The 21,603-nt window shown below is 34.2% G+C and carries 28 protein-coding genes and 4 pseudogenes; 3 read left to right on the forward strand and 29 right to left on the reverse strand.

Features of this window, described 5'->3' with window-relative positions:
* Positions 1 to 34: 34 nt before the first annotated feature.
* The 9 genes and pseudogenes from BPMYX0001_RS10475 to BPMYX0001_RS34720 all read right to left on the reverse strand — a co-directional run.
* Positions 35 to 247 (reverse strand): hypothetical protein, encoded by a 213-nt coding sequence (locus BPMYX0001_RS10475; protein ID WP_033798866.1) that lies wholly within the window; start codon positions 245 to 247, stop codon positions 35 to 37.
* A complete protein-coding gene (locus BPMYX0001_RS10480) occupies positions 247 to 627 on the reverse strand; it encodes a hypothetical protein (protein WP_006094832.1) in 381 nt (126 codons plus the stop codon). Before BPMYX0001_RS10480 ends, BPMYX0001_RS10475 begins: the two co-directional genes overlap by 1 nt.
* 211 nt (positions 628 to 838) lie before the next feature.
* Positions 839 to 1,210, reverse strand: coding sequence for a GntR family transcriptional regulator (locus BPMYX0001_RS10485; protein ID WP_033798867.1), 372 nt, complete (start codon positions 1,208 to 1,210; stop codon positions 839 to 841).
* A complete protein-coding gene (locus BPMYX0001_RS10490) occupies positions 1,207 to 1,863 on the reverse strand; it encodes an ABC-2 transporter permease (RefSeq protein WP_033798868.1) in 657 nt (218 codons plus the stop codon). The genes BPMYX0001_RS10485 and BPMYX0001_RS10490 overlap by 4 nt, the downstream gene beginning before the upstream one ends.
* On the reverse strand, positions 1,856 to 2,710 hold the full coding sequence (locus BPMYX0001_RS10495) for an ABC transporter ATP-binding protein (protein ID WP_018780480.1): 855 nt from the start codon (positions 2,708 to 2,710) through the stop codon (positions 1,856 to 1,858). The genes BPMYX0001_RS10490 and BPMYX0001_RS10495 overlap by 8 nt, the downstream gene beginning before the upstream one ends.
* 128 nt (positions 2,711 to 2,838) lie before the next feature.
* A pseudogene (locus tag BPMYX0001_RS10500) lies at positions 2,839 to 3,186 on the reverse strand (N-acetylmuramoyl-L-alanine amidase); the annotation flags it as partial.
* Complete coding sequence (locus BPMYX0001_RS10505; protein ID WP_033798869.1) at positions 3,186 to 3,413, reverse strand: BhlA/UviB family holin-like peptide; 228 nt, start codon at positions 3,411 to 3,413, stop codon at positions 3,186 to 3,188. The pseudogene BPMYX0001_RS10500 and the gene BPMYX0001_RS10505, both read right to left, overlap by 1 nt.
* Before the next feature lie 73 nt (positions 3,414 to 3,486).
* Positions 3,487 to 3,711 carry a hemolysin XhlA family protein gene (locus BPMYX0001_RS10510; RefSeq protein ID WP_006094839.1) on the reverse strand — a complete coding sequence of 75 codons (225 nt, stop codon included), beginning with the start codon at positions 3,709 to 3,711 and terminating at the stop codon, positions 3,487 to 3,489.
* Between the two features lie 93 nt (positions 3,712 to 3,804).
* A pseudogene (locus tag BPMYX0001_RS34720) lies at positions 3,805 to 4,112 on the reverse strand (hypothetical protein); the annotation flags it as partial.
* Here BPMYX0001_RS34720 and BPMYX0001_RS34875 point away from each other — a divergent pair.
* Positions 4,102 to 4,797, forward strand: a pseudogene (locus BPMYX0001_RS34875) (site-specific integrase); the annotation flags it as partial. The pseudogenes BPMYX0001_RS34720 and BPMYX0001_RS34875 sit on opposite strands and share 11 nt — an antisense overlap.
* Before the next feature lie 41 nt (positions 4,798 to 4,838).
* Here the strand turns inward: BPMYX0001_RS34875 and BPMYX0001_RS10520 are convergent.
* From BPMYX0001_RS10520 to BPMYX0001_RS10545, 6 genes are all read right to left on the reverse strand, one after another.
* On the reverse strand, positions 4,839 to 5,498 hold the full coding sequence (locus BPMYX0001_RS10520; RefSeq protein WP_006094842.1) for a TetR/AcrR family transcriptional regulator: 660 nt from the start codon (positions 5,496 to 5,498) through the stop codon (positions 4,839 to 4,841).
* Between the two features lie 25 nt (positions 5,499 to 5,523).
* Complete coding sequence (locus tag BPMYX0001_RS10525) at positions 5,524 to 6,543, reverse strand: ABC transporter permease (RefSeq protein ID WP_018780475.1); 1,020 nt, start codon at positions 6,541 to 6,543, stop codon at positions 5,524 to 5,526.
* Positions 6,540 to 7,265, reverse strand: coding sequence for an ABC transporter ATP-binding protein (locus BPMYX0001_RS10530; RefSeq protein WP_006094844.1), 726 nt, complete (start codon positions 7,263 to 7,265; stop codon positions 6,540 to 6,542). Before BPMYX0001_RS10530 ends, BPMYX0001_RS10525 begins: the two co-directional genes overlap by 4 nt.
* 203 nt (positions 7,266 to 7,468) lie before the next feature.
* Positions 7,469 to 7,720, reverse strand: a complete 252-nt coding sequence (locus BPMYX0001_RS10535; protein ID WP_003197750.1) for a hypothetical protein — start codon at positions 7,718 to 7,720, stop codon at positions 7,469 to 7,471.
* A gap of 305 nt (positions 7,721 to 8,025) precedes the next feature.
* Positions 8,026 to 8,877: a metallophosphoesterase gene (locus BPMYX0001_RS10540; protein ID WP_006094845.1), complete on the reverse strand. Its 852-nt coding sequence runs from the start codon at positions 8,875 to 8,877 to the stop codon at positions 8,026 to 8,028.
* A 302-nt stretch (positions 8,878 to 9,179) separates the two neighbouring features.
* Positions 9,180 to 10,646, reverse strand: a complete 1,467-nt coding sequence (locus BPMYX0001_RS10545; protein ID WP_006094846.1) for an aminoacyl-histidine dipeptidase — start codon at positions 10,644 to 10,646, stop codon at positions 9,180 to 9,182.
* Between the two features lie 351 nt (positions 10,647 to 10,997).
* Here BPMYX0001_RS10545 and BPMYX0001_RS10550 point away from each other — a divergent pair, with 351 nt between their 5' ends.
* Positions 10,998 to 11,339, forward strand: a complete 342-nt coding sequence (locus tag BPMYX0001_RS10550; protein WP_006094847.1) for a GNAT family N-acetyltransferase — start codon at positions 10,998 to 11,000, stop codon at positions 11,337 to 11,339.
* Between the two features lie 14 nt (positions 11,340 to 11,353).
* On the opposite strand, the gene spoIISB is transcribed toward BPMYX0001_RS10550, so the two are convergent.
* The 10 genes from spoIISB to BPMYX0001_RS10600 form a co-directional block, all read right to left on the reverse strand.
* Positions 11,354 to 11,530 (reverse strand): stage II sporulation protein SB, encoded by a 177-nt coding sequence (spoIISB, locus tag BPMYX0001_RS10555; protein ID WP_003197743.1) that lies wholly within the window; start codon positions 11,528 to 11,530, stop codon positions 11,354 to 11,356.
* A gap of 79 nt (positions 11,531 to 11,609) precedes the next feature.
* Positions 11,610 to 11,747, reverse strand: a complete 138-nt coding sequence (locus tag BPMYX0001_RS10560) for a hypothetical protein (protein WP_003197740.1) — start codon at positions 11,745 to 11,747, stop codon at positions 11,610 to 11,612.
* 113 nt (positions 11,748 to 11,860) lie between these two features.
* On the reverse strand, positions 11,861 to 12,601 hold the full coding sequence (locus BPMYX0001_RS10565) for a type II toxin-antitoxin system SpoIISA family toxin (RefSeq protein ID WP_006094848.1): 741 nt from the start codon (positions 12,599 to 12,601) through the stop codon (positions 11,861 to 11,863).
* Positions 12,602 to 12,798: 197 nt separating this feature from the next.
* Positions 12,799 to 13,533: a 2,3-diphosphoglycerate-dependent phosphoglycerate mutase gene (gene gpmA, locus BPMYX0001_RS10570; RefSeq protein ID WP_018780468.1), complete on the reverse strand. Its 735-nt coding sequence runs from the start codon at positions 13,531 to 13,533 to the stop codon at positions 12,799 to 12,801.
* Positions 13,534 to 13,692: 159 nt separating this feature from the next.
* Positions 13,693 to 14,169, reverse strand: a complete 477-nt coding sequence (locus BPMYX0001_RS10575; protein WP_006094850.1) for a MarR family winged helix-turn-helix transcriptional regulator — start codon at positions 14,167 to 14,169, stop codon at positions 13,693 to 13,695.
* Between the two features lie 185 nt (positions 14,170 to 14,354).
* Positions 14,355 to 14,765 carry a VOC family protein gene (locus tag BPMYX0001_RS10580; RefSeq protein WP_018780467.1) on the reverse strand — a complete coding sequence of 137 codons (411 nt, stop codon included), beginning with the start codon at positions 14,763 to 14,765 and terminating at the stop codon, positions 14,355 to 14,357.
* Between the two features lie 312 nt (positions 14,766 to 15,077).
* A complete protein-coding gene (locus BPMYX0001_RS10585; RefSeq protein ID WP_006094852.1) occupies positions 15,078 to 16,352 on the reverse strand; it encodes an MFS transporter in 1,275 nt (424 codons plus the stop codon).
* Positions 16,353 to 16,401: 49 nt separating this feature from the next.
* Positions 16,402 to 17,037 carry a TetR/AcrR family transcriptional regulator gene (locus tag BPMYX0001_RS10590; RefSeq protein ID WP_006094853.1) on the reverse strand — a complete coding sequence of 212 codons (636 nt, stop codon included), beginning with the start codon at positions 17,035 to 17,037 and terminating at the stop codon, positions 16,402 to 16,404.
* 269 nt (positions 17,038 to 17,306) lie between these two features.
* A complete protein-coding gene (locus tag BPMYX0001_RS10595; protein ID WP_029426828.1) occupies positions 17,307 to 18,617 on the reverse strand; it encodes a DEAD/DEAH box helicase in 1,311 nt (436 codons plus the stop codon).
* A 74-nt stretch (positions 18,618 to 18,691) separates the two neighbouring features.
* Positions 18,692 to 18,961 (reverse strand): hypothetical protein, encoded by a 270-nt coding sequence (locus BPMYX0001_RS10600; protein WP_033798871.1) that lies wholly within the window; start codon positions 18,959 to 18,961, stop codon positions 18,692 to 18,694.
* A gap of 188 nt (positions 18,962 to 19,149) precedes the next feature.
* On the opposite strand from BPMYX0001_RS10600, the gene BPMYX0001_RS10605 reads away from it, so the two are divergent.
* Positions 19,150 to 19,479 (forward strand): YkvA family protein, encoded by a 330-nt coding sequence (locus BPMYX0001_RS10605; RefSeq protein WP_003197720.1) that lies wholly within the window; start codon positions 19,150 to 19,152, stop codon positions 19,477 to 19,479.
* 44 nt (positions 19,480 to 19,523) lie between these two features.
* On the opposite strand, the pseudogene BPMYX0001_RS33960 reads toward BPMYX0001_RS10605, so the two are convergent.
* The 4 genes and pseudogenes from BPMYX0001_RS33960 to BPMYX0001_RS10625 form a co-directional block, all read right to left on the reverse strand.
* Positions 19,524 to 20,527 (reverse strand): annotated as a pseudogene (locus BPMYX0001_RS33960) (pyridoxal-phosphate-dependent aminotransferase family protein); the annotation flags it as partial.
* Positions 20,511 to 20,702 (reverse strand): hypothetical protein, encoded by a 192-nt coding sequence (locus BPMYX0001_RS34880; protein ID WP_018780463.1) that lies wholly within the window; start codon positions 20,700 to 20,702, stop codon positions 20,511 to 20,513. The pseudogene BPMYX0001_RS33960 and the gene BPMYX0001_RS34880, both read right to left, overlap by 17 nt.
* A gap of 13 nt (positions 20,703 to 20,715) precedes the next feature.
* Positions 20,716 to 21,264 carry a glycerol-3-phosphate 1-O-acyltransferase PlsY gene (gene plsY / locus BPMYX0001_RS10620; protein ID WP_018780462.1) on the reverse strand — a complete coding sequence of 183 codons (549 nt, stop codon included), beginning with the start codon at positions 21,262 to 21,264 and terminating at the stop codon, positions 20,716 to 20,718.
* Positions 21,265 to 21,304: 40 nt separating this feature from the next.
* Positions 21,305 to 21,589 carry a hypothetical protein gene (locus BPMYX0001_RS10625; protein WP_018767041.1) on the reverse strand — a complete coding sequence of 95 codons (285 nt, stop codon included), beginning with the start codon at positions 21,587 to 21,589 and terminating at the stop codon, positions 21,305 to 21,307.
* Positions 21,590 to 21,603: the final 14 nt, after the last annotated feature.

The following is a 21,603-nucleotide window of genomic DNA, read 5'->3' on the forward strand; positions in this document are numbered from 1 at the left end:
CATTCTTTTATAAAAAAGTTTGATAATTTCCTATCTATGTTGCTCCACAATCGCGCCCGATTGTGGAAGAGATTAAAAAATTTGAATGGTCCATAGACAAAGCAAAGTTGCCTGACTGATCTAACTCAAAAACCAAAAGCACACCCGTAAAATGATGGGATTCTTTGGGATTCCTGCGCAAAAAACTCAATTTAAATATAAAGAGCTGCGTAATGATGGGAGAAGTTTCCATCTCCCAAAGATCCATCACCCCCTCCTAATCGATTTCAGTGGAAGGGAGTATAAAGCACGCCCGAGGAAAAGACCTCCAACGGCAAAAATAATCGACAGCCAGAGTCCGACCTGACTTATTGCTAAATACGAAGGAATCGTAATATTTAATGTAACTTTCAGAGCAACAAACACGATAAGTGTTACAACCACATAGAGGTTCCTCTTGCCCGTTCCGATTTTCCCTTGTTCTTTTTGAGCGATTGCCCATCCTTGGGCCATCCCTGCCAAAATGCCTAATACGACTCCCACTAATAACAACATCCATTCAGTCGTTCCAATGCTGTTCGTCGCAATGGACCACACGATCCCGACAATAAGTAGCATTGTTCCGATAAAAAATGTTTTATCTAACATTTTCACTACTCTTCAAACCCTTCTGATTTTTTTACTGAATACTATCAACTTGTGTTATAGAATCAACTCTATCCATTTCAAACCTCCGACTTGCGCAGCATCTTATAAGTTATGGTAGCGCAGATGGTAGATACCGAAACGAGCCACATTAGAAGTCATTGGTTGAGAGAGTTAGGATGACAAGAACACATTTCGTATCACAACGTCTTATTTAAACTGTATAAGCCTTCTTCAAAAGTTCAATAACTTCTTCTATTGTAAGACCAAAGGATTTGTAGTATGAAATGTCGCTAACCATTTGCTTTATGACCATTTCGTTGCGTATTCGCAGTATCTCATCGGATGAGATTTCTGCTACAAAGCACCCTTTACCCGTTATTGTATTTATCAAACCACATCGTTCGAGTTCTTCCCAAGCTTTCTTTACGGTGATGATACTAACACGAAGTTCCTTGGCTGCTTGTCGAATTGGTGGTAAACAATAGCCGCCTTCTAATTCGCCTTTCAAAATTTGGGCGCTGATTTGTTCGAAAAGCTGCTGATAAATTGGCTTTTCAGATGTGTTCGAAATTGCTATATTCATTGTATCTCCACTTGTAGGAATCGCTTATACGCAATTCGATAAGCAATCATGGTGAACAAAGTAAATATCACGATTCCTGCGATCAGGATGGATATTTGAAGCGCCATATTGTCAGCACCGCTACCATTGAAAATGTCAGACACAAAAGAATTCTGGATTCCGAGCCATTGTGCAACTCCGGCAAAAACCATTGCGGCTGTAACGGATGCGAAGGTTGCTTCACCATATTTATACGCTGTCTTGTAATACATGGAAATAAAGATGATGTTGAAGATCGCGAGCATGACAAAACATAGTCCCCAGAAACCCATGTGCGGTGCGAAGAAATAGTAGGTTTGATTCGGATATAAGCGAATATTTAACATTCCAAAGATAATTGCACTAACAATATGCAATAATTCCAGAATGACAATAACAAACACCCTCGCCTTCACCATGTCTTTTCTGGTTACAGGCATCATAGTAGTAAATATCAAATCGTTCTGAGTTCTATATCCTGCAAACATAATCGGTATCGTTATCCAGCAAAAATACAGAATGACAATAAAATATAACCAACCGGGAACAAGCATTAATGCACCTATCAAAACAGGTAATACAAAAAACATGGGATTTAGGCCTAATTTTAAATCCTTCATCACTAAGTTATACATACATATCCTCCTTTTTTGAGAAGTAAATCATGATTTCTTCGAGACTCGGCGTGGTTGCTTTAATATCGGAGGAGGGATCGAAGTCTTTGGAGTGAATCAATCCCGTAAAGCCAAATGAATTTATTTTGTAGGAAATCAAATTTTCTTTCACCTGATTTAGCTGGTTTCCGTTACCATTTAGTAGGCGATATGAGGCAATAAATTCATCTTTCTCAGAACTGTTGATAATTTGACCGTTTTCGATAAAGGTAATAAAATCCGCGCATTTCTCCAAGTCGGATGTAATATGAGTAGAGAAAATAATGCTGATCTCGCCATCTATCACGAGCTCTTGAAAAATATCCAACAGATCATCTCTTGCGGCTGGATCGAGTCCGCTTGTCGGTTCGTCTAGGATGAGAAGCTTCGCCCCATGGGATAGGGCAAGGGCCAAACTGTACTTTACCTTCATCCCCGTCGACAATTCAACGATTTTTTTGTTTTCATCCAATTTAAATCTTCGTAAATAGTTGTAATAGGTTTCATCATCCCAATTCGTGTAGAATTTCTTAATCACATTGGTCAACATCTTCATTTTGCTTCGAGTATAAAAGTCAATGCCGCTAAATGTGTATCCGATTTCCTGTTTCAATTCAACCTCGTGTTCGGCAATGTTCTTGCCTAAAATGCGTACCTCGCCGCTATCAAGATTAATCATGTTCAAGATCGATTTAATGGTGGTTGTTTTTCCTGCGCCATTGGCACCGATAAAGCCCATAATATAACCCTTTTCCAGTTGAAACGATACATCCTTTAACTCGAAATTTTGATATTTCTTATTTAAATTTCTAATGTCTAATGCCAGCATACAGAACCTCCTTATTAATTGTGTATACCGTATATGCACAATATATGCCAGAGTACTTATTAAGATAACTATCAAATTTTCCAATATGCACCCATTTTTCATGCATCACAATATAAATTGTGTTGTTTTGCTGTTTCGCATAGTTCTACATGTACAAATCGCTTATTTGCTGCAGAACCTGCACCATACGCAATATAACGTGTATCCGCAATTTGAATTGTTTCGTCCCAATCAACTGCATAATGTACAAATGCATTACGCCAAGTACAAGACTCGTATTTTTGGATATTAATAGCTGGTGCTTCAGGTGTGGCTGTGGAATGTGCCACTACTCCTTCATATGCACCGTAACGATAAGGGATTTTAGATAAACCATCAATAATTAAAAGTCTATCAGCAAATGCACCCGTAACAAACGAAAATAAAATAAGTAACGTTGCAAGAACAGAAGTACATAGTTTCATTGTTTTCTTCATTACACATCACCTTCCCCCAGGATTTTTTGTTTGATATCTGATACATCTTTTGATAGTGAACCAAAGGCTTTTGCTTGTTCTTCGATGACTTGTTGGTTTTTCTCAATGACCTTTTGATATTGTGCTGCACGCTGTTCATTCTTTTTTTGCGTAGTAAAAAGCATCCACACGAATAACGCTACAAATGCTCCTTGTTGAATCATTGAATTAAAAATTTGTTCCTCCATCGTTCTCATCTCCTTTGGAAAAATAAAAAGAGAGACACTTGTCCCTCTTTCGCAAAAATATATTTCTCTGATATCAAATTGTCCCTTTGATTATTAGGCTTAAAATCCCCATTACAACTGCACCAATAATAATTCGCAAAATCCAAGTTGTATTCATACTAATTTTCTCTAATTGCTTATTAATTGTCGCTATATCTTTTTCATTTATGGTGGTACGTGTTTCTAAATTTCGAATATCCTTCATTATCTCTGTTTGCTCTAACTTTAAGTAGTCTATTTTTCGTTCTAAATCTTCCATATTTTCACTTCTTTATTCCTAATAAATATGAAACATCTAAATATCTTATTCTAACAGTGGACAAAATGTTCTTTATCACATAAAAAAGAGCTCTTACTTATAATCAGGTCCAAAAATTTTAATACCCTCTCGTGCGAGTGCACGCATTTCTTCATCCAAACGATCCAATTCATTACGTTCTACTTCTCAATCCATTTCTGTATCGGATTTCACTTGATAGTATTCTTTACGTAGCTTAGCCATTTCCTTATCTACTTTATTGAACGCCTTCATTTCAGAAGCATTTGGCGCTTCTTCATCATTCTTTTACTATCAGCTTGAATCGCTTGTTGTTCGTCCGTGACGTTATAGTAATCTTCCGTTACTTTTCCGCCACCTTGACCATTTACAAGGAATGCTTTAAATTTAGCTGTTAAGCAACAAATTATTCTTCGGAATCCTGTTGAAAATGCAGAAATACCTAAAAAGGAAAAAAACCACCCGAATTTGGACAGAGGAAGAAGTAAAAAAATTTTCATTGCATTCTCAAGAATCACCTTATCATATTGGATTTGTTCTTACAATAACCACAGGATTTCGTTTAGGAGAGGTTCTAGGTTTACGATGGCAAGATGTTGATTTTGATAATCATACAGTAACTAGTAATCAGACATTAGGTAATGATAATAAATTGAAGTCAAGTGCTAAAACAAACTCATCAAAACGGACTATTCCTATTCCTAATGAAACAGTCGAAGAGTTAAGAAAACATAAAATCAAAATTAACAAGGATAAATTACGACTTGGTTCCGCTTATCGAGATTTAGATTTAATTAATTGCAATGATTTTGGAGAAATAGTAAAAAGGAATACATTTAGAGAAAATTTAGTTAAAGTAATCACAAGAGCTGATGTGAAAAAATTAAATTCCATGATTTAAGACATACTCACGCAACGCTATTATTAAAACAAGGGGTCAACCCTAAAATTATAAGCGAAAGATTAGGTCATACGGATATATCTATGACATTAAGAGTTTACTCTCATGTGTTATCCAACATGCAAGAAGAATCCGTTAAAACTTTCGGAAAAAATATCTTTGGATAGTCAATGTTTGCAAATACGAAAATCAAAACCCACAAACGTTGTTATAGCAACGTTTGTGGTGTTAGTCCATACAATATAAATTGAATCGTATTTTCAATTTCCACTTCATCGTCCCATTTTTCTTCAGGTAATAATAAAAATCGGGTTAAAATTAACCCCATTATAGCTGATAAAGTAAAGCGGATAACTGAAGGGATTGGCATTTCAATAATTTGTCCTTGTTCTTGAAAATGTACAATTAATTTTTCAAAGCGAGAAAAAAGTTCCTTCTCTACTAATTGTTGTATTTCATTTTTTAATTCTGGTTGAAACGGTACTTCTTGTATTAAAATTTTTAACATTGGAAAATGTTTTTTAGCAAATTCAAATCGATTTCGAATTGCTTTTCTTAAAAATTCTTCATACGTTTCATACGTATTCTCCAGTATTTCTTTTGCAAAAGCCTGTACAAAAAATGGAGCAGCAAACTTTGTTAATGTTGGCATGACAACCGCTAATAGTAAATCTTTTTTTGTTTTATAGTAGCGGAAGATTGTTCCCTCCGCTACACCAGCACGCTTTGCAATTTCACTCGTTGAAGTTGACGCATATCCTTTTTCTCCAAACATATCAACCGCTGCTTCTAATATACGCATTTGACGTTCATTACGTTTATCTGTGTCTGTAGCAGCAATTAATTCTTCCAGCCAATCTTTCTTCATTCGTAAAGCCCCTTTTTTATAAACATTATATTTTGCGATGTTTCTTCAAAGCAAATATATTCCCTACTGTAAATACTATCGCAAAAAGAAGTAACACACAAAGGTCTCCCGCAATTTCAGTAAATCCTTGATTACGAATCATCACTTGTTTCATTGCATCAGCACCATATGTTAGCGGAAATACCTTACCTAGCATTTGTAGCCACTTATTCATTGATTCCATTGGAAATAAACCTGAAAAGAAAATTTGCGGTACGATGACCAGTGGGATAAACTGAATCATTTGAAATTCGTTATTGGCGTATGCCGATAAAAAAGTACCTAGTGTTAACGCTGTTAGTGAAAGCATACATGTAATTAGTAATGTAAGCCACGGTGACCCTGCTACGTATAAATCAAGAATATAGACAGAGAAACTTACAATGATAACAGACTGTAAAAACGCAAAAATGCCAAATCCAATTATATAACCAACAACAATTTCCCAGCGGCGCACTGGAGTAGATAATAATCTTTCCAACGTCCCACTTAAACGTTCTCGTACAAAGGAAACTCCTGATAAAATAAAAACAAAGAAGAATGTAAAAAAGCCAATTAATACCGGTCCAAGTCCATCAAACATCGTGAAATCTGCGGAACCATGTAAAAAATCAATTTCTGGTTTCATACCGGGCATATCATTTTTTTCTGTGGCCTTTTGTAATGTCTGTAGCACTGCACGGTTTTTTGAAGAATCACTACCTTCTAGCAATACATTCGCTTTTCCATGTTCTAAAGTGATAATGGCATCTATTTGTTGATTTTTTAATTTAGAATACGCTTCATCTTTACTATACTCATAGATGGTAGCATCTTGTTTTTTCATTGATTCTACTATAGGTGCTGGAACATCTATTAATGCAATATGAGGAGTGTAATCCTTTTGTGTAAACACAAGCGATAATAACCAAAGGAGTAACATTGGCGCTCCAAACATCATCGCAAGTGACCGTTTATCCCGAAGAAACTGACGAATAATCCGAATAATTACACCACCGACTCTCATGATTCAACCGCTCCTTCCAATAGAAAGACATCTTCAATCCGTCCTGATGAAGTTCGATCTTTTAAATCATTTGGAGTTCCTGTTGCAATTAACTTCCCATCTCTAATTAATCCAAGACGTTCACAAAATTCAGCTTCGTCCATAATATGTGTTGTCACAATAATCGTTGTTCCTTGCCCTTTGAGCTCATAAAATTTTTCCCAAATAGATTTACGAAGAACTGGATCAATTCCAACCGTTGGCTCATCTAAAATTAAAAGCTTTGGTTTATGTAAAAGTGCCATCGCTAGAGATAACCGCTTTTTCATCCCCCCTGAAAAGTGTTGTACTTGTTTTTTAGCATGCTCTGATAATTCAACTAATGTAAAAACTTCTTCAATTCTCTCCTCCTTATGTTTACCTTTCAATCCATACATTGTTGCGATAAAATCTGCATTTTCATAAGCTGATAATTCTTCATACAGCGCATCGGCTTGTGCCATATAACCTATTTGCTTCATGCCGTTTAAGTTTGGCATTTGTACCCCTAATGCTATTACATTCCCTACTGTTGATTCACTAATGCCAGCAATCATTTTAATAAGCGTCGTTTTACCAGACCCGGATGGACCTACTAAACCAAAAATCTCTGTCTCTGCTACAGATAGTGAAATATTGTGCAGTACTTCTTTTTTTCCAAAACACTTTGATACATCTTGTAAAATGACTGAAGGTTGTTGCAATAAGATCTCCTCCTTTTCAAAATGAGTGAGTACTCACTTTTATTTTACTCTTAGATTATTATATGTCAAATTATATTTATGAGTATTATCTTTTCAATCTTTCTAACAACTAGTACATTGTCTATAGAACAATGAAACAGAGTCGACAATAGAATTCATTTCTCACTGTCGACTCTGTTTCATTTTAAATCATTATTTATAGGCTACGTTTCTAAATTTAAATACTTTCTAATTCTAGCAAGATCTAAAGAATACTCAATTACTAACTGCTGGATAGGCAAAATAACTTTTTCGGGATACAAATGTGCATATTTTAATGTTTCTGTATATTTTTCTAACCTTTTTTCTAAATACTTCACAATTTGCTCAGGATGATTCACCAATAAACATTGACTATAATAATGAATTTGTTCTTCAATTGCAGTATATTCCTCAATTTCAAATTCTTTATGCATGTGTACACTCCTTTATAATTAGTTTTTTATATGCACAAGCCATAAGCATTCTAATCTGAATGAAAACTGAGTATTTTGATTATTTACACTATAACAAAGAAAGAACGTCAAAATTTGTTAGTTTATGTAGCGTAGAACAAATTTAACAAAATTGTAATGGATACTTGTACTTTTTAGAAAACACCAATCTTTCATCATACATATTTTCTGTTACTTACATTTGTTATCTTATTTTCTATTAAAAGAGTTATAGTGAATGGACCACCGCAACGTCACTCAAAGCTAATAAAAAAAAGTCGTACAAATTAATCCAGTTGTACGACTACAATTTCTGGTCTATTAAAAATCCTTTGAGGAATGATGCTATTCCCTAACCCTCTGCTTACTATCATGGAAGTACCTTGTTCCTTATATGAACCTGCTGTGTATTTGGGTAATATGCCTTGATTAGGTGCAACTAAGCCTCCAATAAAAGGTAGTCTTACTTGTCCTCCATGTGCATGCCCTGTTAAAACTAAATCAATTTGTTGCTCAGCGTATACTTGTAAAAGTTCAGGTCTATGTGAAAGTAGCACTTTATATTCATCCTGATCTACCTCATTTTTCGCTTTAACGATTTCATTTTTCACTGTAGACATCTCTTCATTTTCATCGTTATTTTTCGCGGTAAATGCCGGATCATCTATGCCGAGAAGGCAAATTTCCTGCCCCTCTTTTTGAATACGTTCATGTTCATTTCTCAAAACTGTCACATTATATCTTTTCAACTCTTTTTCTAAACTATCATACCTCCCTGACCATAATTCATGATTTCCTGTAACAAAATAAACGGGATAGTGTTTTACAAGCTCTTTCACTACCTTTAAGCTCGCCTCTGCATCATACCTCTTACTATCAATTAGATCTCCTGTAATAACGATAATATCAGGGTTCAAGCTTTTTACTTTTTCAATTAAAACTTCTTGGTTTTCTCCAAATTTTTTACTATGTAAATCCGATAACTGTACAATTTTAAATCCCTTGAAATTAGAAGGTATCTTACTAGATGTTATTGATATTTTACTTACACTTATTAAATTATTTTGTAAGTATGAGAATGCACTGACTCCTATTGCTATTGCACTTATAATAAATAACCTTTTATATCTTTTTTTCATATCTTCTCCCTTATAAAAATTCTATTAAATATATTTTTAGCAATTCTTTTTAATCATATCATTAACATTTTATCAAACTATCTATTTCTACAAATAAATAGTATTTTATTTTTATAATGTTTTATTTTTTCTTTTAATACAGTATGTGAAATTATCTTTTTTTCGCAGTGTTCCTTGCTCCTTAACTAACATTACAGATATCAACTTCATTGTATCTATATAAGAATTTCTTTGTTTTATCTATATCAATGCAGCAAAAAAACTGCCTAAGGGGGACCTTAGGCAGTTTGATTCATTTATATTTATGCTAGTGATTTCGTTTCTCTCATTACTTTAATGAAGTATCCCCAGTTATTTATAACTGATGAAATACTAATATGTTCATCTGGCGTATGAACATTGAAAATATCTGGTCCGAATGAGATGGCATCCAATTCAGGCATTTTTTGAACAAATACACTACATTCAATACCAGCGTGCACTGCAAAGATTTCAGCATCTTTGTTATATTTTTCTTTATGCACTTTTTCAAACAAATCACGAATTGGTGAATTGGGATTGTACGGCCATTCTGGATACTCTGATTCCTTCTCAAATTGCGCCCCAACTAATTCTGCAATATACTTAATTTCATTCGTAATGTGCTGTTTTAAACTGCTTACAGAGCTTCTTACTTCATTTCTTAATTTAATTTCATTATGTAACGTTTCAATAACACCTAAGTTTGTTGAGCTTTCTACAAGTCCTTTAATATCCATGCTCATGCTTTGAATGCCATTTGGAATCAAGAATAAAGAAGAAATAAGTTGTTTCTGTGTTTCTGTTGCAAATACTTTTTCTACTTTTTCTTCTAATTTTGTAAGAGAAACATGTACATCAGGATCTACAGCACGTAGCTCGTCTTGGAAAATACGTGTCCATTCTGCTACTTTCTCTTCTACCTTTTGTACATCATTTACAGATAATAAAATTGTTGCTACGCTTTCACGCGGAATCGCATTTGTTTTTAATCCACCGTGAATTCCACTCATGTTAAATGAAATTTCATTTGATAAATCATGAAGAACGCGTCCTAAAACTTTATTGGCATTTCCTCTTTGTTTATCAATCTCCATACCAGAGTGGCCACCTTTTAAGCCTCCAACATATAAACGGTATGCTTCTAGTTCAGCAGGTACTTCTTCCCAAGCAACAGGAATCGTTTCAACTGCCTTCGCTCCACCTGCACTGCTCACTAGTAATTTATGATCTTCTTCAGAGTCGATATTAATAAATATTTTCCCATCAAAGTGCTTCGCATCAACAGCAAAAGCACCACCCATTGTTGTCTCTTCTTCTGTTGTAATCACAACCTCAAGAGCTGGATGTGGAATATCCGTTGAATCTAATAGTGCTAATGCATACGCAACCGCAATACCATTATCAGCACCTAAAGTCGTTTGATTTGCATACAGCATGTCCCCAACGATTCGTAGCTCAATCGGATCTTTTTCAAAATCATGAACAGTTGCTTGGTTCTTCTCGCAAACCATGTCCATATGGCCTTGAATAATAATTGCAGGAACATTTTCATAACCGTCAGTTGCTGTCTTTTTAATGACTACATTTAATGCTTCATCTTGTACAACATCTAAATTACGATCTTTTGCAAATTCAACTAAATAATCACTAATTTCTTTTTCATTTCCAGATCCTCTTGGAATCTTTGAAATTTCTGCAAAATGATAAAATACAGGGTGCTTTGTTAATTGTTCTAAATTAGAATACATTTTGAAGCTCCTCTCTTAAATAAAACTGATTGGATAAATCTTTGAATTTCAAATTATTCTTGTCTTTACCATTATACCATGCTTCATCATTTTACTTTTTATTAAAGGTATAGATCTATCACTTCTATTTATCAAAAACTATCCCATATCCATTTCACAGAATATCAGTATAATTTTATACTACATTTAAAAAATTAAGGAAAATGCATATGTATTTTACAGAAAACCTTCCTTGTCCTGAACACATTTTCAATTTACCCCGCATTAACGGGCAGTAAAATCCCCACCTCAAGATTCAAAGAAAAACGAGTAAGATAGGCGGAGGATCAACTGCCCGTAAAAGCCCGATTGATGCAACTAATAATCAGTGGGGATGACTATTTAAAGCTTTCAAAAGAGCAATTGCATCATACTCTCATTCAAAGTACTTTTGTCATAAGTGCTTATGATAACGATCAATTAATTGGAACCAGACGTATTATTTCAGATGGGATAATTAACGCTTATCTATGTGGATTAGTCGTTCATCCCTCCTTTCAAAATCGCGGAAATGGAAAGGAGATCGTTCAAAAATTAATTGTAGAATGCCAAAAACAGAACCTACACTTGCAATTAATTTGTACAGCTGAATACATTCTATTCTATGAAAAGCTAGATTTCGAAGAATTTGCGATAGGAATGAAGAAAAAATAAAAAAGAAAATGCACCTATGCATTTTCTTTCAAGTTTTTTCCCTGTATATATTTTGATGCATCACCATTCACGATCTTTTCTAGTCGATTAATATTTTCCGTTAATGCACCTTTCACAAGAGAGAAATCTGTATTTGAATCTTCTTTTTCTTTCTTAAAAAAAGCAAGTTTTTGCTGTTTCATTTCTTGCATTTTCTCCTCCCCCTTTTGTAAAAAAAGATACAATCTTTGTCTATCTTTATTATATATTAAATATAAAAATGGTGCACTTTTATCCTTTTCTTTTTAATTCTTCTTCTAAATTTTCTACTTGCTGCATTGTATCTCCTTTTATTAAAGAGAAATCTGTTGTATCTTCAGCTTCTTCTTTGAAAAATTCACTACCATATTCTTTTTCCACTACAATCACCTCTACGTGCTAGTGTAGGAATGATTGTCCGATTTTATTCAACTTTGTTCCATCTTCTCGAAATTTGTTCTACATTATGTATAAAGGAAAAGGACAGAATTTAGATTCTGTCCTTACTTACTAAAATAACTATGATGAATTGTTAAGTTATATACATTTTCAAAATCCCGGTCTTGAAGGTTATTCTTTTGACCATCAATAACAATACAAACATCTCTTACTATTTTGGCTGGTATGATACCAACATTTTCAACTTGCACTGCTTTCTGTTCATTTAATTGTTCTATATGTTCCACAGGAACTGTAATACTAAATTGAGAACGGATACCACGAAAATTCGTATTTAATTCACCTTCTGTCACAAATACGACAATCTTCGCCCCAATTTTTTCTGCATACGTATCAAGAAATACATTTAAACTTTGTGCATATTCTGTTTCAGTTTGCCACTCCATCGTACCAAATGCTGCTGGGTTTACATTTTGAATAATTGTTGTGTAGATCTCACCTCGTGCTTTCGAAGCAATTAATGATCGTTTAATAGATTGAACGGTCTTTCCGATATCACTAAATTTTGCACCCCATATTTCAGAAATGTTTGGAGTTAAAATAAATGCAATATCAACAAAAATCACCATTGCAACGAACATTAAAATATTTTTCCAGAGGGTTAAATCAATTCCTTTCATCATGAAATACATTGTGACTGATGTAATAAACACACCATACCATGTTTTTCGAATAAGTTGCTTTTTTTCTTCGTACAATTCTTCATTTTTCCAATAAAAGAAAATAAGAAATAAAAAGACTAATACGAGAAGAAACAAACCAACTCGAATGTTAGAGACCGTCAATCACATCACCCTCCATTCAAAAACTTCTCACGATATCATTACATGCTGATTTCCCTCTCATTATGACAAAAGACATGGACAACCTTCTAAAGTTAGCTGCATTGCATATACATGAGAAGGAAGCCACGTCTTTTATAATGAATCTACATTTTATATGTAGACAAGCATACATTTCAAATTTTCACAAATATTTTTTATCAGGATATATGTTTCGGAATCACACCTTCCGGAACTTCACCATTCATACTTAAATAGTAATGACGAATTGGGCGTAAATTTTCATCTAGTTCATATACGAGTGGTATACTCGTCGGAATATTTAATGATACAACACCATCATCCGATAGATTATCTAAATATTTTACAAGCGAACGAATTGTATTCCCGTGTGATGAGATGATTACCTTTTGACCAGATTGTAACATCGGTGCAATTTCATTATGCCAAAAGTCCAATACTCTTTGTTCTGTATCCTCTAAGCACTCAGTAAGTGGAAATTCACCTTTTTTCAACAACTTATATCTTGGATCATCAGCTTCATACCTTGGATCATCTTCAGTAAGTGCTGGCGGTCTTACATCAGTACTTCTTCTCCATATATGAACTTGCTCATCACCATATTTCTTTGCTGTCTCATCCTTATTTAATCCTTGCAATGCTCCATAATGTCTTTCATTTAACTTCCATGATTTATGTACAGGAACCCATGCAAGGTCCATTTCATGTAGAATAATCCACAACGTTCGAATTGCCCGTTTTAAAACAGATGTATACGCAACATCAAACGTATATCCATTGTTTTTTAAAATTGCACCTGCTTCTCTTGCTTCATTTAATCCATTTTTTGATAAGTCTACATCTGTCCATCCTGTAAATCTGTTTTCAAGATTCCATAAACTTTGTCCGTGACGAATGAGTACAAGCTTTATCATAATAATCCCCTTCCGGAAATGTAAATTTAAATTTTGCAATGCGTACACGTAATAAAGTATCTGGTAATGTTATTTTTTTATCCATAGTTGCCAAAATACATGGATAAAATCGGTTCTTTTTCAAACTCAAAAAACAGATGAATAATTTATTTACTCATTTTAATCAATTGGTTCTTCACGCTTAGATAACCATGCATCAAAACCTAAACGGCTATTTGCTAGTTCAGTCATAACTTGATGCCAATTCTCTTCACATGTTTCACCAAATTTTGAAAAAATACTGCTCATTTGTTCTCTTTGTACATCGCTTAGTTTTCTCTCTAGCTCTGCTCCTTCTGTCGTTAGGACAAGCTGTTTCACACGACGATCGTGTTCTGCTTCCTTGCTTTCAATAAGCCCCTTTTCAAGAAGCTGACGGAGTGGCCCGTGAAGAGCTTGTTTACTTATTTCTAACAGAGATAACAATTCATTTATACTAAGCCCAGGAAAACGAGCAATAAAAAATAAGATTCGATGATGAACTCGCTGTATACCATACTCTTTTATAATTTCATCTGGTTTTTCTGTAAATGTTTTATATGCAAAATAAAACAGTGCAAGTGCTTGATTCATTTGTTCTTCTTTATGTTGTGTCATCTACTTTCCCCCTATATGTAAATTATACCACAATTTATCTCTGAAATATTAAATCAACCCATTTGACTTAATAAGAGGGAATTTCACTTAAAATCACTAGCAGAACTTACAAAGCAAAATTCTAAATGAATAAAAAACGTATTACTCATTAGATTGAGAATACGTTTTTATTTACTAACATAGACCTAGTTTGCAGAAAAGTTTAGCTGCCAAGAAACACCATACTTATCATTAAGCCAACCGAATTTCTTGCTAAATGGATAAACTGCAAGCGGCATTAAAACTTCTCCTTCTTGCGCTAGCTTATTAAAGACTTCATCAATTTCCGCCTCTGTATCACAATTTACATACAGTGACATAGAAGGAGTAAATGTAAATTCATGCTTCACACTACTATCTATACACATGAACTTTTGCCCATTTAATGTGAATGTAGCATGCATTACAGTTCCCTCTTTACCAGGCTCATTTGCACCGTAACGAGAAATATTTATAATTTCTGATTGATCAAATAAAGAAGTATATAAAGTCATAGCCTCCTCTGCATTGCCGTCAAACATTAAAAAAGTAGTAATTTTTTGTCTTGTATTCTTCAATTAGAAACATCTCCTTTTATGTAGATACACTTGAAATCGCTAGTCCTCCAACGAACAGAACGTACATTCCTATAACTGTATTTTCCTCAAAAAATATTGGATTGTCAACTTATAATAGCCTCTAAGTTTTAAGAGAATAACAATATAAAAAGGAGTTTCAAATGAATAATACTGGTAGTAATCACAGAACAATAACATGTGTACCAAATAAATTATAAGTGTCAAACATGAATTTCATTGGAGAAATTTGATTAGAAATATATTAAAATATAGTAGTTGTTTCAATACTTCCATTGGAATAACCAAATCATATCACGCCGTTTCCCCCTCATTTCTCAATATTCCCTTCGTTACAATTGCTATTACTATCATTATGAGGCTTATAAATAATATAGGTAAGTAAACTTTTATACTAAAAATTTCAAACATAAATCCATATATGACCTGACCTATAGGTGCCATACATTGCGCTACCGCTGTAATAATTGCCATGACTTTTCCTAAGTTCTCGTTAGGTGTTTTCTTTTGTACGACTGTAATAACGAAAATGGAGATAATGGTCATTGCCATTGTAATAAGAATTGCACACAAGATAAAGAGGATAAATGACGGATAGTATCCAAATCTAAGAACAAGTGGCATAATGGAGACCGCCATCGGTACAATTAATAGAGCAATCATAAGTATCCACTGATATATTGTTTTCATTTGCATCTTTTTCGCAAAGAAACCGATGGATAAAGCCCCTAAAATTGTAGCAAAATCTATGAGTCCCATCCCGATGCCATACAACGTTTCGCTACTTCGCATCGTTACTCGTAAAATGATGGGACTACCGACAATAAAGAGTGGTGTAAGGATCAAGTTGAGCAAAGCGGCTAATATCATGGATTTCAATATATAAGGCTGTTTGACAACATAGGTAAATCCAACTTTCAGGTCTTTTGCGATTGTTGGCACAATATGCTCATCCTGTTTCCTTTTAACAAACGGAATCTTAATAAAAGTCTCTAATATTGCTGACAAGAAAAAAGTGATACCACTCAGCACGACAAGCATTTTTAACCCTACAAGGCCGTATAGCACTCCGCCCAAAACAGGTGCCGCTACACCCGACAAAGCTTGAACACCATTCACGATACCATTTGCCTGTTCTAGCTTTTTTTCCGTAACGAGCAGCGGAATACTCGCCATAACAACAGGGAAATACATTGCACTAATAATCGCTAGCAAAACCATAACAACACCGATAAGTACCACGGAAGTCTTGCCGACTGATAATAACAAAAGAAAGCAGAAAATAATAACACTACTTAATATGTCATAGATTACCATCAAATTACGCCGGTTAAATCTATCAGCGATAGCCCCGCCAAGAGGTGACAACAACAAAGGGACACTCGATATAGCATACAAAGTAGCATAAATGTCCGCACGCCCCGTTATATCCAGTACATAGAGTGATAAAGCAAAACGTAAAAGGGTGGAACCTAAGATAGATACAATTTGTCCAATCACCATGAGGTTAAAATCTTTAGGGAAAGATTTTATATTGATGGTATTTTGCATCGTATACACACCTTTCATCAAGGGTCTAGACCGACTGCCGGTCTAAAAATTTTATAAAAAAATTATTTTAGGACTGCCTCATCAAAATATCCAAAATGTAATTAAACGTTCCTTTTTTAGCTCCCAAAGTCGTTTCCATTATATTGATAAACGCCTTTGCTCTTTGCATTGCTTCATGCGGCTGCCATTGAAACAATCCTTCATCGAATATGACTTGTGCAGACGCGATCAAGAACTCCATTGTTTCCTGGGGGTAAGCCGTCTCAAAAATTTTTTCTTTGATTCCCTGTTCAATTACCTCTGTTAAAACAGGTGTTAAATGTAAAATAGCTTGCACTAAACTTTTTTGATGCATTTCTGCATTATTTGGCTGGTGAAATTGTTCAATCATTTTTTCTTTATTCCCACCTGCTTTCGGCACTTGCACCATTAAAATTTGAAACAATTTATCCAACACAGTGATATTAGGACTTGAGGCAATCTTTTTTGCGGCCACTACATCTGCATTTACAATCCGAGTAATAATAGCGTCCATTACTTCCTCTTTTGATTTGAAATAATGATAAAATGTTCCTTTCGCAATACCAATTTCTCGTAAAATATCATTTACAGTTGTTTTCATATACCCTTTAGAAACGAACAGTTTTTCTGCTGTATCCAGAATTTCATTTCTACGTTCTTCATATTCTTTTACTGTTCTCACAAAGAAACTCCTTTCATCTAGACCGACTGTCGGTCTAGTATAAATATATGCGTAGCCTGTGAAAAAGTGTCATACAAATTAAAATGAATCAAGTTGTTTTTACCACATGTTTCCTAATGATGTATACAACATCCTAATTAAATTATCCTTCTACTTTAATGAACAAAAAAGAATTCTTTACATCTATTTACCTGCTGTACATAAAAACAAAAAAAGTCGTTCCCTTCTTTAAAAGGAAACGACTTTTCACTATAAACACTTACTCTATATTATCTACCGCGTCTCTGCTGACCTTGCTTTTTGCTATTTTTCTTTTCACTTGGTTTATGAAATGATCGTTGTTTTGTATTCTTTGATCCCCCAGGGTTATCTTTTTGACCGTATTGACCTGTTTTCTTTGGTTTTTTGATTTGCTGTTTTTTCTTTTTTTCACTCGCATCATCGTTTTGTTTAACAGGTAGTTCCAACTCTTGTCTTTGCAACGTTGCGCCAATGCCTTTTTCAATCTCTTTTAAATACATTTCATCTTTCGGTGCAACGAATGTAATTGCAAGGCCTGATCCACCAGCGCGTCCAGTTCGGCCAATTCGGTGTATATAACTCTCTACATCTTCTGGAATGTCATAGTTAAATACATGTGTTACGCCTTCTACATCTAATCCACGAGCTGCTACATCTGTTGCGATTAAATATTGAATTTTCGCATCACGAAAACTCTTCATTACTCGTTCCCGTTTTCCTTGAGATAAATCACCATGAAGCTCATCGCAGTTATAGCCGTACCCTTTTAAATCATCATATAACTTACTCGCTCTACGCTTTGTACGACAAAAAATAACTGCTAAAAACGGCTGATCCCGGTCCATCACATGGCGCAGTGCATCTTGCTTTGTCCGATCTGTCGTTTCAATAATACCTTGCTTAATATTATTCACCGTTACTTCCGCACTTTGAATTTGAATCATCTCAGGTTCTTTCATATAGCGCTTCGCAAGCTTTTTAATATCTTTTGGCATCGTCGCTGAAAATAACATCGTTTGTTTACTCTCAGGTGTTTCTTCTAAAATGTCTTCTATATCATATAAAAAGCCGAAATGAAGCATTTGATCTGCTTCATCTAATACAAGCATAGAAACATTGGATAATACAATCGTTTCGCGGCGTAAATGGTCTAATAAACGTCCTGGTGTTGCCACAACAATGTGCGTATTTCCTTTTAACTTTCTCATTTGCTGCGCAACATCTTGACCACCATATATCGCAAGAACATTGATATTTTCTTGATGAACAAGCATTTTTTCAATTTCAGTTGTGATTTGTAGTGCTAATTCTCTAGTTGGTGCAACAATTAAAGCTTGTACATCACTTGACTCAGGATCAATTTTTTCTAGAATTGGTAAGACGAACGCCAATGTCTTCCCTGTTCCTGTTTTTGCTTGCCCAATTATATCTTTTCCAGCCATAACAACCGGGATTGCTTTCTCTTGAATTGGCGTTGCTTCAGCAATCCCATTTTCACGTAATGTATGATTAAATGTCTCACTAATTCCTAATTCTAAAAAGTTTTTCAAACAGATCACTTCTTTTCCTCATTTTTCACATTAAGCTCTCATTGTACCACTTGTTTCGCTAAATATGAAAAATAAGATAATTCTTATCTCCTTTTTTTATGCTCACTATGAATGATTTGGATTAGTTCTTTCTGTTTCTCTTTTGATTTTGTTAGCAATTTCATATTTGTAGGTAACAAAATCAGCCTCTTGATTTTCCGATTATTCCAAATAATCCCTGTATACCTTGTATCTTCATGTACATCTCGAAACCATTCTTGTTCACTTAGCTGCGCAATATGATATTTTAATTTCGCGTCAGTCCTCGGATAGAACAGAATAATATCGGCTATTACATCAAACAAAAGCCACATGTTTTCTCCCCCCAATATTCTTCTTTTTTACTCATATGAGTATGAACAACAAGAAAGAAATGATAAAAAGGGTTATTTTGTCGATTGTTTGTCTATCCTTTTAAAAAATCTATATTTTTAAGCGCATTTACATAATGTTAAATATACTTTTACAAAATTAATGAAAAAACGAAATAAGGAGTGATTATATGGAGAAACAGAAATTATGGAAAAAATTAAATGAAGGTGCAACGAAATTAGGAAAATCCGGTGTGTATGAGAGCATTATTTTATATTACACTTTAAAAAAGAACGGACTGCCTACTAAAGCCAAAATAATTATATTAGCTGCGCTTTCCTATTATGTATGGTCAATCGATTTCATCCCAGATTTAGCAGCTATTATTGGAATCGGCCTGTTAGATGATGTTATCGCAATTGCTTGGGCACATAGATATATCATGGTACATACAAATGCAGAAATTCGAGAAAAAGGAAAAGTAAAGATGGAATCCTTATTTGGAGCAACACATACATAATGCATCAAACAAGAAAGACGGTCTTCATAACCGTCTTTTCTGTACTATACATGTACTTGTTCTATCTGCATTTGTAAGCAATCCAACATTCTTTTCATTTCACGTTCTTTATAGTGATTTAAGCAAGCAATTTGAATCCAGTTATTTTGTTGTAAATAGTTTGATTCATAATGGATAATAAACCCTTGCAATGCTAATGAATCTCCTATTTCCTTAGAAGAAAGTTCTTTATCTAATGCAATTGTAAGAATGATAGATGAAGCATACTTTTTTTGAGATACAAGTTGTAATTCCATATTGGTAACAGCTGCTTCAATAAAGGTATACATCTTATATATTTTCTTAAATTTGTTTTCATCTTCAAGATTCTTTAATGCTTCTTGTAAGGCGCATATTAAATTCCAAGACTGAGAGTACGGTACACTTCTGTTCTCTGTGTACATTCCTATATCCATGTACACAGAGAAAGTTGCAGTCGGATTTACAGTATGATTATAAAATACAAAAGAGAGCCCAGTGTATGCTCCAATTGCTTTTCCGCTAATTCCTCTATTTCATTGTATAAAAATGGTCTCCCCATTTCTCTTTCATATGTATCAAACGATAAGTTTGCTCGAATCGCCTGCTTGATTAAACGATTTCCAAACTCACCATTTGTTAAAACGAATCCACGTCCCTTTAATAACTTTAGCTGTAAAGCGATTGAATCATTAGCAATAATCGTTCTTTCACATTCTCCATCGCAGCTTTAAATTGAATGGAACGATGCGAAATTGGATTAGAAGCAAATGCTTGCTGGACATTTTCTGCGATTTCTACGGGTCCAGGTCAAAATGTATATTCTTTCGTCACAAGACTTGTAATACTAGATTGTTCAAACATTTTTCGGGTGATATCCATCGGCTAAAATGAGCGCTAAATCATACCCATTTAGAAGCAAATAGCGATGCAAAAATCGAATCAATCCGAGTAAAGCTCTTCCGTTTCGATATTCTTGCTCCACAGCTAATAAACGAATTTCATATACACGATCACCACGTTCTGGTAACCACTCCTCTAAATGAGGTATTTAAATACGTATTTTCTTCATGGAACAAATCTATACGTTTGCGCTCTTCTGTTTGTTCATGCTGCGGAATTTCTTCTACGAATGTTTTATAATTTAGTTTATGAATACTTTCAAACTCCCATGCTTGATCAGCAATTTTATACATTAGCCCCATGTTTTAATCCCCTTTATTTTCTATGTGCGTACAAAATCAATATAATAATGCAAACACTTAATACAATCGCTACCATAGAATAAGAGTATGCAATCATACAAAGTGGTAAACAAGCGATTGTAATTAAACCAGCCTTTGTAAAACTCTTAAAAATTAAATAAAACAAAATAAATATAAGTACCAGAGTGAGCGCTATCAAATAATTGAACACAATCAGTCCGCCAATAAATGTCGAAATTCCCTTTCCGCCTTTATATTTAAAGAAAATTGGATATATATGACCTACAACAACTGCTAGTAGCGAGATTAATAGAAATATAGACTCCCCAAATAAGATTCTTGCTACATAAACAACAATTGCTCCTTTAAGGACATCTCCTAGAAATGTAGCAATAAAATATACTTTTCCGTATAAACGCCCCATATTCCTCGCACCAGGATTTCCACTACCAACATCTCGAATATCTATCCCGTATTTCCATTTTATAATCATATATGCTGTTAATATGTTCCCAACCATATAAGCACCTATTACATACAGAAACTGGTTGATATGAATCATATAATCATTCACTTTCTATTTACTATTCTCAATACACTCTTCAAGCATAAGTGGCATAGAAGTAAGCCATACAATAAAATATGAAACTTGCTACCGTTGTAATTCCTATCAAATTCCATGCAATAACACGTACGGATTTAATATATTGTAAAATATATCCTATTGACCAGGCTATAAACAAACTTACAAGTATTATAACTTGCGGTTTATGCACCGGAACCTTATCAATTCCTATAATGGCTATAATATTCATACATACGATAAGCAAGAAGATCGGAAATGAAATTCTAAATAAAAAAATCCATATTTTAATCCCAAAATCCATATAACACCTCCTTT

It is taken from the genome of Bacillus pseudomycoides DSM 12442, assembly GCF_000161455.1.
GTDB classification, from domain to species: Bacteria; Bacillota; Bacilli; order Bacillales; family Bacillaceae_G; genus Bacillus_A; species Bacillus_A pseudomycoides.